Annotated in this window: 11 protein-coding genes and 1 tRNA gene; 1 reads left to right on the top strand and 11 read right to left on the bottom strand. The window is 66.1% G+C overall.

The window, feature by feature from the left end; all coding sequences use genetic code 11:
* Window positions 1–62 precede the first annotated feature (62 nt).
* The 10 genes from F627_RS0109595 to F627_RS0109550 all read right to left on the bottom strand — a co-directional run bounded on the left by F627_RS0109595 (window position 63) and on the right by F627_RS0109550 (window position 12,038).
* The gene (locus tag F627_RS0109595; protein WP_026279275.1) at window positions 63–896 is read right to left on the bottom strand and encodes a rhodanese-like domain-containing protein; all 834 of its coding nucleotides are present in this window, start codon (window positions 894–896) and stop codon (window positions 63–65) included.
* A gap of 169 nt (window positions 897–1,065) precedes the next feature.
* Window positions 1,066–4,908: a DUF3683 domain-containing protein gene (locus F627_RS0109590; RefSeq protein ID WP_019583941.1), complete on the bottom strand. Its 3,843-nt coding sequence runs from the start codon at window positions 4,906–4,908 to the stop codon at window positions 1,066–1,068.
* 152 nt (window positions 4,909–5,060) lie between these two features.
* Complete coding sequence (locus F627_RS16475) at window positions 5,061–5,210, bottom strand: DUF3096 domain-containing protein (RefSeq protein ID WP_018867185.1); 150 nt, start codon at window positions 5,208–5,210, stop codon at window positions 5,061–5,063.
* Between the two features lie 31 nt (window positions 5,211–5,241).
* A complete protein-coding gene (locus F627_RS0109580) occupies window positions 5,242–6,159 on the bottom strand; it encodes an MBL fold metallo-hydrolase (RefSeq protein WP_018867184.1) in 918 nt (305 codons plus the stop codon).
* A gap of 967 nt (window positions 6,160–7,126) precedes the next feature.
* A tRNA-Gln gene (locus F627_RS0109575) sits at window positions 7,127–7,200 on the bottom strand.
* A 43-nt stretch (window positions 7,201–7,243) separates the two neighbouring features.
* The gene (gene rpsI, locus F627_RS0109570) at window positions 7,244–7,636 is read right to left on the bottom strand and encodes a 30S ribosomal protein S9 (protein ID WP_018867174.1); all 393 of its coding nucleotides are present in this window, start codon (window positions 7,634–7,636) and stop codon (window positions 7,244–7,246) included.
* Between the two features lie 31 nt (window positions 7,637–7,667).
* Window positions 7,668–8,096 carry a 50S ribosomal protein L13 gene (rplM, locus tag F627_RS0109565; protein WP_017940583.1) on the bottom strand — a complete coding sequence of 143 codons (429 nt, stop codon included), beginning with the start codon at window positions 8,094–8,096 and terminating at the stop codon, window positions 7,668–7,670.
* 238 nt (window positions 8,097–8,334) lie between these two features.
* On the bottom strand, window positions 8,335–8,844 hold the full coding sequence (locus F627_RS0109560; protein ID WP_019583940.1) for a DUF4168 domain-containing protein: 510 nt from the start codon (window positions 8,842–8,844) through the stop codon (window positions 8,335–8,337).
* A 294-nt stretch (window positions 8,845–9,138) separates the two neighbouring features.
* The gene (locus F627_RS0109555; protein WP_019583939.1) at window positions 9,139–10,566 is read right to left on the bottom strand and encodes a sigma-54 dependent transcriptional regulator; all 1,428 of its coding nucleotides are present in this window, start codon (window positions 10,564–10,566) and stop codon (window positions 9,139–9,141) included.
* Window positions 10,563–12,038 (bottom strand): ATP-binding protein, encoded by a 1,476-nt coding sequence (locus F627_RS0109550; protein WP_018875843.1) that lies wholly within the window; start codon window positions 12,036–12,038, stop codon window positions 10,563–10,565. The genes F627_RS0109555 and F627_RS0109550 overlap by 4 nt, the downstream gene beginning before the upstream one ends.
* A 382-nt stretch (window positions 12,039–12,420) precedes the next feature.
* Between F627_RS0109550 and F627_RS0109545 the strand changes: the two genes are divergently transcribed.
* On the top strand, window positions 12,421–13,101 hold the full coding sequence (locus F627_RS0109545; protein WP_018875844.1) for an MBL fold metallo-hydrolase: 681 nt from the start codon (window positions 12,421–12,423) through the stop codon (window positions 13,099–13,101).
* 79 nt (window positions 13,102–13,180) lie between these two features.
* Here F627_RS0109545 and htpX read toward each other — a convergent pair whose 3' ends face one another.
* A complete protein-coding gene (gene htpX, locus F627_RS0109540) occupies window positions 13,181–14,068 on the bottom strand; it encodes a protease HtpX (protein WP_018867169.1) in 888 nt (295 codons plus the stop codon).
* Window positions 14,069–14,132: the final 64 nt, after the last annotated feature.

Raw genomic sequence — 14,132 nt, 5'->3', positions numbered from 1 at the left:
GCATGATCCCGGCCCTTTTTTCGTGCGAAAAACGCAGATGCAGGAAACGCTCCGGGCCGCGCCTAGCGCGCCATCACCTCGTCGTAGAAGCGCTGCAGGCCGCCCTCGAGGAAGCGGTAGTCCTCGACCCCCCGCTCCTCCAGGTGATACTGCAGCCAGCGCACCTGCTGCCCGTTCTGGTCGAAGATCAGCAGCGGGGCACCGTCCCGGCGGGCCTGGTCGACGATACGATTAAGCGTGTCGATATTCTCCAGCGGCGCGGAGATCTCGCGCCCGGCGAACAGCGAAATCTCGTCGCGTTCCTCGTTGCCACGCACATCCACCACCACGGCATCGTCGTTCTCGCGAACGCGACGGGCAAAGGTGTCGGCCTCCAGCAGACGCGCCTCGAAGGCGTCGTCGGCAATCAACTGCGTCTCGGGGTCCTCGATGGGCTCACCGCGCAGGAGTGCCAGTCCGGGATAGCGTTCCGCCCAGTCCTTGACGCCGGCGTCATACGCCTGGGTCGGGCCCAACCCCGCGGAGTTGGCACGCGCCGCGGCGCGATACGACAGATAGCTCTCGCGACCGTTGCAGTAGAACACCAGCGGGCCACCGTGCTGCTCCTCCAGTGCACGGACCTGGTCCTCGAAATCCGGGGCCCCGAGCGGGACGTGATGCGCCCCCTCGATGTGCAGGATGTCGTATTCCAGGCGCGGGCGGACGTCGATCACCGTGGAACGCGACAGCTGACCGCGCAGATCGAACAGGTCCACGGCATCCACACCAAAGCGCTCGTACAGGCTGCGTCCGGGGAACTCGACAAAGGCCTGGGCACTGGCCACGACAGGGGCACCGGCCAGCCCGACACAGAGGGCCATGACGGCAAGGCGGGGACTCAAAGAGCGAAAGGTCATGCGAACTCCCTTGCATGGACGGGTGAACATGCCGCACGCACTGCCGCGGCCCTGTTGGGGCGTATTCGACGCCCGTTGGGCGACGCGGCGAGACGGGGCTTTATTCCCCGGCCCGGCCGCTCGCCTCGCCCGATTGTAGCCAACCCGCACCCTTTGTGTGCAACGGGAACTACAGCAGGACCTTCTCGATCCCGCCCTCGCGGGCCCGCTCGATGAAGTTCTTCTGCCAGCCATCGCCCATCAGGCGGTTGGCCATCTCGACCACGATGTAGTCGGTATCCAGCCCGGTGTCCTCGCGATAGCGCGAAAGCCCCTGCTGGCAGGCCGGGCAGGAGGTCAGCATCTTCACGTTGCCGTTCTCTGCCTTCTCCTCGCCGGTCAGCTCCTTGATGCCCTTGTGCAGCTCTTCCTGCTTGCGGAAGCGCACCTGGGTGGCAATATCCGGGCGACTCACCGCGAACGTGCCGGCCTCGCCGCAGCAACGATCCGACTTCAGGACGTCCTGTCCCATCAGTTTGGAGGCGACGTCGGTCGGCTTGTGCGACTTCATCGGCGAGTGGCAGGGGTCGTGGTACATGTACTGCACGCCCTTGAGCCCCTCGAGCTTCACGCCCTTCTCCATCAGGTATTCGTGGATGTCGAGCAGGCGGCAGCCCGGGAAGATCCGCTCGAACTCGTACTTCAGCAGCTGATCCATGCAGGTCCCGCAGGACACCACGACGGTCTTGATGTCGAGGTAGTTGAGCGTGGTCGCCAGCCGGTGGAACAGCACGCGATTCTCGGTACTGATCTGCTGGCCCTTCTCGAAGTCGCCGCCGGCGTTCTGCGGATACCCGCAGCACAGGTAGCCCGGGGGCAGCACGGTCTGCGCGCCGACGTCGTAGAGCATGGCCAGCGTCGCCAGCCCCACCTGGCTGAACAGGCGCTCGGAGCCGCAGCCGGGGAAGTAGAACACCGCATCCGAATCCAGATCGGTCTTCACCGGGTCGCGCAGGATCGGCACATAGCGCGAATCCTCCAGCCCCAGCATTTGCCGCGTGGTCTGGCTCGGCAGACCGGCGGGCATCGGCTTCTTCACGAAGTGCACGACCTGCTCGTGCACCGGCGCCTTGCCGGTGGTCGAGCGCGGGGTCTTGCCCTCGCCGGTCAGGTTCAGCTTCTTGAACGCGAAGTGCCCCAGACGCTGGGCGGCATAGCCCATCTGGATCGCGCCCTTGCGGATACCCTTGATGGTGGCCGGATCCTTCGCGTTGAGGAAGGCCATGGACATCATCGTGGCCGGCGTCGCCTTGCGCTTGCCCTTCTTGTTGAGGATCGAACGCATGTGCATGGTCACGTCGCCAAAGTCGATGTCGACCGGGCACGGATTCAGGCACTTGTGGCAGATCGTGCAGTGATCCGCGACGTCGTTCATCTCCTCGAAGTGATTGAGCGACAGCCCGCGGCGGGTCTGCTCCTCGTAGAGGAAGGCCTCGACGATCAGTCCGGTGGCCAGGATCTTGTTGCGCGGCGAGTAGAGCAGATTGGCGCGCGGGACATGCGTATTGCACTCCGGCTTGCACTTGCCGCAACGCAGGCAGTCCTTGATCTCGTCGTTGAGATCGCCCAATTCGCTCTGCTCCAGGATCAGCGCCTCCTGCTTCACCAGACGCAGCGAAGGGGTGTAGGCATTGGACAGCCCGGAGCCCTCGAGCAGCTTGCCGGCGTTGAACACGCCGTTCGGGTCGACCTGCTTCTTGTACTTCGCGAACGACTCGATGCGCTCGGGTTCCAGGTACTGCATCTTGGTCAGGCCGATCCCGTGCTCGCCGGAGATCACCCCGTTCAGCTCGCGCGCCAGGCGCATCACGTCGTCCACCAGACGCTCGGCCTGGTGCATCATCTGGTAGTCGTTGGAGTTGACCGGGATGTTGGTGTGCACGTTGCCGTCGCCCGCATGCATGTGCAGGGCGATGAACAGCCGGCTGGTCAGCACGCGGTCATGGATCGCCGCCAGGCGCTTGCGCACCGGCTCCAGCTGGTGGCCACCGAAGATCTCGAACAGCGGGCGCTCGACCTCGGCGCGGTAGGAGATCCGCAGGCTGCGCCGCAGCAGCAGGTTCATCAGCTTGTCGTGGTCGCGACGGTCAGCGCGGGCCGACTCGTCGAGCAGCTCGTCGCACTCCGACGCGAGCGTGAAGAAGTTCTCCGAGATCGCCTCCCAGCGCTTCTTCACCGCCTCCAGGACCTCCACGGCGCGCTCGCGCTTGGACTCGAACCACTGCTGACCCTCGCCGCCGGTGTCCTCCAGCAGCTCGCGCAGTTCGGGATGGTCGCCGCGCATGCACTCCAGCACCTCGTCGACCATGGTCAGCTTGTTCTTCAGCGACTCGCGCACGTTCAGGGATTCGATCCCCTCGGTGTACTCCGCCAGACGCTCCAGCGGGATCACCACATCCTCGTTGATCTTGAAGGCGTTGGTGTGGTGGGCGATCGCCGCGGTGCGGGCGCGATCCGCCCAGAAGCGCTTGCGCGCCTCGGGGCTGACCGCAATGAAGCCCTCGCCGTTTCGGGCATTGGCCGCGCGCACCATCTGGGCGGCCAGCCGACCCAGCGCATCCTCGTCGTCGGAGACGATATCGGCGACCAGCACCATCTTCGGCAGGTCGCCGCGCGCGCCTTTCGGCGTGTACTTGACCGCGCGTACATAGCGCTCGTCCAGGTGCTCGAGGCCGGCCAGCAGGACGTCGTCCTCGGCATCCACCGCGTCCTTGATCTCGACAATCGCCGGGACGGCCTGGTGCAGGTCGGTCCCGTAGAACTCGAGACACACGGTGCGGATGTTGTCGGGCATGCGGTGCAGGATGAACTCGGCCGAGGTGATCAGGCCGTCACAGCCTTCCTTCTGGATGCCCGGCACGCCCATCAGGGCCTTGTCGGTCACGTCCTTGCCCAGGCCCAGCTTGCGGAAGCGCTGCCCCGGCATCTCGAGGATCTCGGGCTCGCCCTTCGGGGTCTTGCCATCCGGCTGATAGCGCGTCACGCGGAAGCGCACCGTCTCGGCGTCGTGGATCTTGCCCAGGTTGTGATCGAGGCGCTCGATGTACATCCACTCCGCCTCGGGCGTGACCATCGTCCAGGCCGCCAGGTTGTCCAGCGCGGTACCCCACAGCACGGCCTTCTTGCCACCGGCGTTCATCGCCACGTTGCCGCCGATGGTCGAGGCATCCTGCGAGGTCGGATCGACCGCGAACACCAGGCCATTGCGATCGGCCAGTTCGGAGACGCGCTTGGTGACCACGCCGGCCTCCACGCGCACCACCGGCACGTCGTGCTCCACGCCCGGCAACGGTCGCCGCTTGACCTCGCCGAGGCCCTCCAGCTTCTCCGTGTTGATCACCGCGGAACGCTTGGACAGCGGGACCGCGCTGCCGGTGTAGCCAGTGCCGCCACCGCGCGGGATCACCGTCAGGCCCAGCTCGATGCAGGCCGCGACCAGCGGCCCCATCTCTTCCTCTGAATCAGGGGTCAGCACCACGAACGGCAGTTCCACGCGCCAGTCGGTCGCGTCGGTCACGTGGGACACCCGCGCCAGCCCGCCGAACTGGATATTGTCCTTGTGCGTGAGGCCCTTCATGCGCTTGCGCACCTGGTCGCGCAGCGCCGCGGTGTCGGTGAATTCCTTGGCAAAGGCGGATACCGCCGCCTGGGCGCGCTGGGCCAGCTTCAATGCCTTTTCGTTGCCATCGGCCCGGGCCGTGATCTGGTCCAGGCGATGCTGCATGGCGTCGATCAGCGCCTTGCGGCGCTTCTTGTCCTCCAGCAGGTCGTCCTGGATATACGGGTTGCGGGTGACCACCCACATGTCCCCCAGGACCTCGAACAGCATGCGCGCGGACACGCCCGTCCGACGCTCCCCACGCAGCTCGTTGAGGAGATCCCAGGTATCGGACCCCAGGAAACGGATGACGATTTCGCGGTCGGAGAAGGAGGTGTAGTTATAGGGTATTTCTCGAACGCGTTCGGCGGTCATTGAGGCGTGGCCCCCCGATCAAAGTGAGGCCAAAGAGTAACGGGTCCGCGCGCCCTGCGCATGAAGTCGCACTGTTGGTCCATGCTTTTGGGCACCAAACTATCCCCCGGGAACCACCCGGGCTCGCGGCCCGGGCGGTCCCGCAGTGTGCCCTACCAGTGGGCCAGGAGCCCCAGCACCCCGATCACGATCAGGTAGATCGCGACGATGTAATTGAGGAGCCGGGGACGGATCAGGATCAGAATCCCCGCCACCAGCGACAGGATGGCCATCAGCAGGCTCGGGTCAATATGCAGCGTCATGCAGCGACTCCCTTGCCGAACGCCGGCGCGTTCAGAACAGTTTTTCTTCCATCTCGAGATAGACCGCGTTGGCATTGCTGCGGTTGGTCTGCTCGAAGGCCGGGAGATCCTCGTAGTCGCTCCAGTCCATGGCCGCGTAGGCCTCGTCGAAGGTCTCCATGTTCTCCACGGCCGCGCCCATGTGCTCGCGCAGCTTCACCAGGTAGTCACGCGTGAACTTCACCGCGCGGCTTGCCTGATCGGTGGCCTCGCCATGCCCCGGGACCAGGAATTTCAGGTCCATCTCCATCAGTTCTTCCAGACGATTGACCCAGTTCTCCGAATCCAGCGCGTCGTCCCCCAGAAACGGGATACGGCCGTCAAAGACGATGTCGCCGGCAAACACCACGCCCGTCTCCTCCACCACCATGATGATGTCGTCGGGTGAATGGGCCGGGCCGGCGTGCACGCAGCGAAAGGTCTTGCCGCCAAGACGGATGGTGTACTCGTCATCGAAGAACTCGTCCGGCGGGATGATCTGCGTGTCCTCGTCCACCCATGGGCTCAGCACTCCGCGACGCTGTTCCAGCCGCGCTACCGCGCCCGGCCCGCCGAGGTAGTCGCGTGCCCGTGCCTGGCCGATGATCTTCGCGTCGGTATGGTCGGCGAATGCCTGCAGGCCGTAGATGTGGTCCGCATGGTAATGCCCGGCGATCACGTACTTGATCGGCTGGTCGGTCACCTCGCGAATCCGGCGGATCATCTCGAAGCCCAGCGGCGGGGTCCCCAGGGCGTCGTAGACCACTACACCCTCGTCGGTCACGACAAATCCGGCGTTCGATGTGTGGCCCTGGTTGTCGGGGTCCGGGATGCCGGAGATCCCGATCATGTACCAGGTGTCCGCGCCCTCCACTTCGTGGGCGGTGGTATCGACGGTCACGGGCTCGTAGGGGTTATCGGGTACCGACATCTTTGCTCCACTCCTCTTCTTGATGCGTATCCATTCGGCCCGTGGACGGGCTCTGCGTTATTGGACGGAGAAAAGACCGGAGAATTCCCTGCAATTCCCGATCCCCGCCCGGGGATTGTAGCGGAGCCGGGAACAACGATGAGAAGCCACCCGAGGAGCACAACCCAGAAGAGGCCGGGCCAACAGCCCTCCACCTTCGGCAGGACGCAGATTGACGCCGCAGGGCCTGAGGGAATGATTGCCACTCACGGGCGCGATCGTGCCTGACCCGTGCCAGAAGCACCGCATGGTTGGTTGCCCGTCAATGCTGAAATGCGGACATGCCAAACCGAGGGGCACACCGCTATGGCGGGGGACCAGGATGATTCGGCGGCTGCCCCGCCTCACCCCTTTGGGGCTGCACGCGCGGCGCGCGCGCAGTGCTCCGCTGCGCTTCGCCGAACCTTCCAGGTTCGAACCCTGGACTCGCTCAAATATCCATAGAAAAGGGCCCCGCGAGGGGGCCCTTCTCCGAAGGTAGCGACCAGTTTGAGGCAAATGACGGTGAGCCCCATCGAGGGGCACACCGCCATGGCTGGGGGACCAGGATGATTCGGCGGCTGCGCCGCCTCACCCCTTCGGGGCTGCACGCGCGGCGCGCGCGCAGTGCTCCGCTGCGCTTCGCCGAACCTTCCAGGTTCGAACCCTGGACTCGCTCAAATATCCATAGAAAAGGGCCCCGCGAAGGGGCTTCACCTGAAGGAGTGACCATTCTGAAGCAAATGACGGTGAGCCCCATCGAGGGGCACACCGCCATGGCTGGGGGACCAGGATGATTCGGCGGCTACGCCGCCTCACCCCTTCGGGGCTGCACGCGCGGCGCGCGTGCAGTGCTCCGCTGCGCTTCGCCGAACCTTCCAGGTTCGAACCCTGGGCTCGCTCATATATCCATAGAAAAGGGCCCCACGAGGGGGCCCTTTTCTATGGATGGCTGGGGGACCAGGATTCGAACCTGGGTTGACGGAGTCAGAGTCCGTAGTCCTACCGCTAGACGATCCCCCAGTAAACCGGATCGCGTGCGTCCCGCAGAAACTCGAGGCGAATTTTAACGCTTCGAGTACTGGGTTGCACGGCGGGCCTTGCGCAGGCCGATCTTCTTCCGCTCCACCTCGCGGGCATCGCGGGTCAGATGACCACCACGACGCAGCGGCGAGCGCAGCTCTTCGTTGTACTGCACCAGGGCGCGGGCAATGCCCAGGCGGATCGCACCGGCCTGGCCGTTACCACCACCGCCCTCGACGGTTGCGATCACGTCGAAGTTTTCGGTGGACTCGGTCGCCTCCAGCGGCTGGCGCACGACCATGCGCGAGGTCTGGCGGCCGAAGAACTCGTCCAGCGGCTTCTGGTTAACCGTGATGTTGCCCGTACCCGGGCGCAGGAAGACGCGCGCAGCGGCGGTCTTGCGGCGGCCGGTGCCGTAATACTGATTGGTAGCCATTCGGATCGATTCCCTTGCTGATTCTGGCGGCTCAGACTTCGAGCGGCTGCGGCTGCTGGGCCGTATGCCGGTGTTCGGTGCCGGCGTAGACCTTGAGCTTCTTGAACATGGCCCGGCCAAGCGGGTTGCGCGGCAGCATGCCCTTCACGGCAAGCTCCAGCACCTTCTCCGGATGACGCTCGATCATCTGGGTGAAGTTGGCTTCCTTGATGCCACCCGGATAACCGGTGTGGTGGAAGTACTTCTTGTCCATGGCCTTGTTGCCGGAGACGCGAATCTTCTCCGCGTTGATCACGACGATGTAGTCGCCGGTATCGACATGCGGCGTGTACACGGGCTTGTGCTTCCCGCGCAGACGGCGTGCGATCTCCGTGGCGAGTCGGCCGAGGGTCTTGCCGTCGGCGTCGACGAGAAACCAGTCGCGTTCGACTTCGGCCGGCTTGGCGCTGATGGTACTCATGATGTTCGATGCTCCGAGGTCGGGGCGATTCAGAAAGCGCGCAAGAATAACGCTTCCCTTCACCCGATTCAAGCAAAAGGGACAATTCGCGAGACGGGCCGTGCTCGACGTCCACCGGAGGCGACGTGGCGGGCCGGGGCCTGCGCGAGCACCCTCCGCACATAATAAAGGGGCCGCCCCGAAGGGCGGCCCCCCTTGCAGGCCCCGGGCGCAAGGCCCGGGGCGGCACACAACCCGTTTACAGCTGGGCTTCGGCGCGCTCCTGCACTTCCTGCATCAGCTCGGGGTCGTTCTGCAGGGCCATGGCGACTTCGTTGTATTCCTCGACGCTCATGCCCGTGTCTTCCACGGCGCTGACCATTTCGTCCTGAGCTTCCTGCTGCATGGACTGCGCCTCGGTCTCGTCCTCGGCGTTCTGCAGGCGGTCAGCGAAGTCCTCGCGCACTTCCTGCACCGCGACGAAGGCGGTCACGAAGGTGTCAATGTCCTCTTCGCTCAGGTCCACCTCGGGGGCTTCCTGCATCGGGGCTCCGCCCTGGGCCGCGCCACCCTGCGGCGGCTGGCCGCCCTGGGCACCGCCGCCGGCGCCGGCACCGCCTTCCTGGGCCGGGGGCTGGCCACCCTGGGCGCCGCCCATGTCGCCACCGCCGGCGCCGCCTTCGGCACCACCATACTGGGCGGAGGCCGCGCCACCGACGGCAAACAGGGAAGTCAGGGCCATCGCGAGGATCGTCTTGCGCATATTCATCATGTTGCTCCTTTTCCTTTGGTTCGATCGGATCTTGCGGCCGACCGGGACCCGCTCGAGGCGCCCCCGGTCCAGCCGCGCCGCAACCGTGTGAGGAGGAATGAGCCCGTGCGGGCTGCGCTTCTCCGATTGCTGCCTGAGGAGGAGCAGGCATCGTGCCAACAATGGCAACCGGGGAGACATTCTATAGTAATCAGATGGTTAGGACTGAATCAGCTGACATGGCGTCCGCCGACGGCGGGATTGTGAATGGGTCATAATGACACATGGGTCAGCTCGACCCGGGTCAGGATGTCACGACGGGTCGGATTCGCCGAGCTTGCGGTAGAGCGTCTTGCGTCCGATGCCGAGGATGCGCGCGGCCCGCTGCTTGTTGCCGTCCACGTGCTCCAGGACCCGCTGAATGTACTCGCGCTCACGCTCTTCCAGCGTCGGCCATTGGGTGTCGTCGCCGACTCCCGCTACGGGTAACACCTCTGCGCCGGCACCACCGGCGGCCACACCCGCATCTTCGCCGCCGATCGCGAACACGCGTTCCGGCAGGTCCCGGGTCTCGATCACCTCGCCCGTGGCCAGGGTGGCGGCGCGCTCGATGAGGCTGGCCAGTTCGCGTACGTTCCCGGGGAAGGGGTAGCGCACCAGCGCGCGCAGGGCCTCCGGGCTGAGACGCCGCTCGGGCAGGCCTCGGGCCAGGGCTTGCTGGCGCAGGAACTGCAGGGCCAGGTACTCGATATCGTCACCGCGTTCTCGCAGCGGCGGGATCTCGATCCGGAAGGTCTCCAGACGATAGTAGAGATCCTCGCGGAAACGGCCGTCGGCCATGTGCGCCTGCAGGTCCTGGTGGGTGGCCGCGACGATACGCACATCCGTCTCGATCTCCTCGTTGGCGCCCACCGGGCGCACCCGTCCGTCCTGCAGCAGGCGCAGCAGCTTGCTTTGCATCGCCACCGGCATCTCGGCGATCTCGTCCAGGAACAGGGTTCCCCCATGTGCCTCGGTGAACAGTCCTCGACGGGCACCCTTGGCCCCACTGAAGGCACCCGCTACATGCCCCAGCAGCTCCGACTCCAGCAGGGCCTCGGGGATGCCGGCGCAGTTGAGCGCGACGAACGGCCCGTGCGCCCGGTCACTTTCCGCGTGCAGCGCCCGCGCCACCAGCTCCTTCCCGGTCCCGGACTCGCCGGTAATCAGGACGCTGCCGTCGGCGGCCGCGATCCGCCGGATCAGGTCGAACATCTGCAGCATGGCCGGACTGTGTCCCTGCATGCCATGAAACCCGTCGGCCTGGGCGAGCACCTCGCGATAGCGCCGCACCTCGTCCTTCAGGCGACGCGCCTCGGTTACCCGGTCAGCAGCCAGGCGCAGATGATCGAGGTCCACCGGCTTGGTCAGAAAGTCGTCCGCCCCCGCCTTCAGCGCGGCCACGGCCTGATCGATGGTCCCGAAGCCCGTCAGCATGATGAAGCCCGGCGCCGGCACCCGGGCGCGCGCGTCCTCGAGCACCTGAAACCCGTCGGCGCCCGGCAGACGCAGGTCACTGACCACCAGACTGAAGGCCTGCTGTGCCAGTGCCCGCGCGGCGTCCTCGGCGCTGCCTACCGCGGTGACCGCGTAGCCGGCCTCGGCCAGCTCCTCGTGCAGCAATTCGCGATGTCCGCGGTCGTCCTCCACCACAAGGACCGATTCCGGGGGCGCGGCGGGTGTTTGTGGCGCGGCGCTCATAGGCGCGTCTCCTGCGGTTCGTCAGTGGCCAGCGGCAGATGCACGACAAAGCGGGTCTCCCCGGGCACGCTGCGATCCAGCGCGACCGTGCCGCGATGATCTTCCAGTGCCACCTGGACAACAGCCAGCCCCAGTCCGGTTCCCTCGCCCGTGGGTTTGGTGGTGAAGAAGGGCTCGAACAGGCGCGCCGCCTGTTCGTCGTCGATCCCGCGCCCGGCGGTCGGACCGTCATCGGCCACCACCAGGGTTACCCGGTCGGCCTCCGCCCGCCAGTGGACCCGCACCTCACCGGCGGCCGCCTGGGCCGCGTTCTCCAGCAGGTTCTCCAGCGCCTGTCCGAGGCGCAGACGATCGGCCGCGACGACCAGCGCCTCCCCGTCCACCTGGAACCGGATCGCGTCGGGCGCGTGCCGCGCGCGCACCCGCTCGACCAGGTCGCCGACCAGTTGCGCGAGGTCCAGGGGGCGTTCCTGCAGGGGATTGCGACGGGCAAAGTCCAGCAACTGCCGCACGATGGTCTCCACCCGCTCGAGTTCGGCCTGCAACGCCTCCATCTCCTTGCGCGCAGGATCCGGCTCCGGCAGGCGGCGAATGGCCCGCTGCACCCGCCCGGCGATAATCCCGAGCGGTGTCCCCAGCTCATGCGCCACACCGGCCGCGAGCTGGCCGATCGCCGCCAGCTTCTCCGAGTGCCGCAGCTTTTCCTCGAGCCGCACCTGCTCGTGGCGCTGCGCCTCCAGTTCCGCCTCCGAGGCCTCGCGGCGCTCCATCATGCGGTTCATCGAGACCGCCAGCCCGCGCAGTTCGGCCGGCCCGTCCTCCGGCGCCCGCAGGCCGCGCTGGCCATCGCCGATCGCGCGCATCGCGGCCATCAGGCGCGACACATGCCGGCCGACGGCGCGGTGGTAGCCGAACAGTACGACCAGCAGGAACAGCGCACTGACCGCCAGCATCAGCAACCCGCCCTGCCACTGCAGCTGCGTGACGAAGGCCCGGAACGGGGTCACATCGCGGGTCACCTGCAGCAGGCCCACGATCCGCCCGGCCGGATCGGACAACGGCAGGAAGAAGGAGAAGGTCTCGCGCCCCTGGTGCTCGCCGAAGGCCCCGAGACTGCCGGTCTCGCTGATGACCCGGGCCTCGCCGCGGCGTTGCAGGGTCGGGCTGGGCGGCCCACTGGCCGCGACCATGCGGCCCTCGGCGTCGTAGACGTAGACCCCGAACACCTCCTCGATCTGGAACAGCGAATCCAGCGATTGCTGCACCCCGGACACGTCGTCCTGCAGCATGGCGCTCGACACCGGGAGGCGGATCGAACGCGCCACCAGTTCGATATCCTCCTGCATGCGGTTTTCCATCTGGACCTGGAATTCGCGCAGGCCGAGCGCCACCACCGCGGCCATCATCAGCAGCAGCGGCAGCAGCACGAAGGACAACACCGCGGTGCGCAGGCTGTTCAGGCTTCGGATCATGGGCGTTGGGTCATCATCGACGGGCCATCCGCGGCACGGGCCGGACTCAATGGTAGACACGCCCGGCAACAGGAGGCGAATCACAGGCAAAAAAAAGCGCGGGTCGAAGCCCGCGCCAAGAAAACCACCAAAGGAGGATGGAGGAGTCCACTAACCACTGACAGGGGGGACAGCGATTAGCGTATGCAAATCTTCTAATATGGCGATGTTCTTGTCAACCGGTGAAATACGCAGGGGGTCGTCCTTCACCGTTTCGTCATATCACGTACCCTTGAAGACCTGCATACCCCGTAAGACGCACGTCCGCCCGATCTATTCCCGGGCATGAAAACCACCCGCCGGGGATGCACCAAAAATCGACTTCGTTCACGGATCCCGCATCATGCTTCGTCACCTGAGCCACCCCGTCACCTCGCTTGCCCAGAACGCCACGCTGATCTGGTGCGATGCCACCGGGGCCGCGGCCTGGGTCGACCCCGGCGCGGATGCCGCGACCCTCGAACAGATCGCCCGCGAGCACGGCGTGCACCTGGAGAAGATCCTCCTGACCCACGGCCACCTGGACCATGTCGGGGCCACCGCCGAACTGGCCGCCCGTGCCAATGTGCCGGTGATCGGGCCGCATCGCGACGACGCCTTCTGGCTGGACCAGCTCCCGGCACAGGCGCAGATCTTCGGCTTCCCCGAGACCGCGCCCCTGGTGCCCGACCAGTGGCTGGAGGATGGCGACACCATCGCGCTGGGCCAGACCACACTCCGGGTGCTCCACTGCCCCGGCCATACCCCGGGGCACGTGGTCTTCCACGACTCCGAGAGCGGCCTGGCCCTGGTCGGCGACGTGCTGTTCCACGGGGCAATCGGCCGCAGCGACTTCCCGCGCGGCAACGGGCGCGAGCTGATCGCCTCGATCACCGACAAGCTCTGGCCGCTGGGCGACGAGACCCGGTTCGTGCCCGGCCACGGCCCCGAGTCCACCTTTGGTGAGGAACGCCGCAGCAACCCCTTCGTCGGCGACGCGGCCCTTGCCGCCGGTGGGCAGCCCGGCCGCGGCCGCTACTACTGAGCCCTGCGGAGCAGCATCTCTCAAATGAAACGGGCCGCCCCGAGGGGCGGCCCGTGTACGCACGGCGCCAGGCGTCTTCTCAGCCGTTGGCGCGCAGCGCGGCGATGCGCTGTTCGATCGGCGGGTGGCTCATGAACAGCTTCTTCAGGCCCTGGGCCATGCCGCCACGGATCCCGAAGGCCGCCATCTGGTCCGGCATGTCCACCGGCCGCCCGGAGGCCCGGGCCAGCGACTCCAGCGCGCCGATCATCTTCTCGCGCCCGGCAAAGCGGGCCCCCGCCTCGTCGGCGCGGAACTCGCGCTGACGCGAGAACCAGAACACGATGATGGAGGCCAGGATCGCGAGGATGATCTCGGTCACGATGGCGGTAATCCAGAAGGCCGGTCCGTGACCCGACTCGTTCTTGAAGATCACCCGATCGACGAAGTGGCCGATCACGCGCGACAGGAAGATCACGAAGGTGTTCACCACACCCTGGATCAGCGCCAGGGTCACCATGTCGCCGTTCGCCACGTGGCCGACCTCGTGCCCCAGCACGGCCTCAACCTCACCCTGCCCCATGTTCTGCATCAGTCCGGTGCTTACGGCCACCAGGGCGTTGTTCTTGCTCATCCCGGTGGCAAAGGCGTTCGGGTCGGGCGAATCGTAGATTCCCACCTCGGGCATGCCGATACCGGCCTGCTTGGCCTGGCGCTGCACCGTCTCCAGCAACCACTGCTCGGTGGCGTTGCGCGGCTTGTCGATCACGTGGACCTTCATCGTCTTCTTCGCCATCCACTTGGAGATGGCCAGCGAGATGAAGGACCCGCCGAACCCGAACACGGCGGCGAAGATCAGCAAAGCGGTCAGGTCGAGATCGACCCCCTGTTCATCGAGGATGCTCTCCACACCCAGGATACGCAGGGTGATGCTGAGCACGATCAGGATGGCGAAGTTGGTCGCCAGAAACAGCAGAACACGTTTCATGAAGTTTTCCTGTACTCCATCAATCCATTTACGGGGATGTCGCAATCATCGGGGCGCGCCGCGC

The sequence above is a fragment of the Thioalkalivibrio sp. ALE16 genome, from assembly GCF_000381305.1.
Taxonomy (GTDB): Bacteria; Pseudomonadota; Gammaproteobacteria; order Ectothiorhodospirales; family Ectothiorhodospiraceae; genus Thioalkalivibrio.
This window is presented reverse-complemented; position numbering and strand designations above follow the sequence as displayed.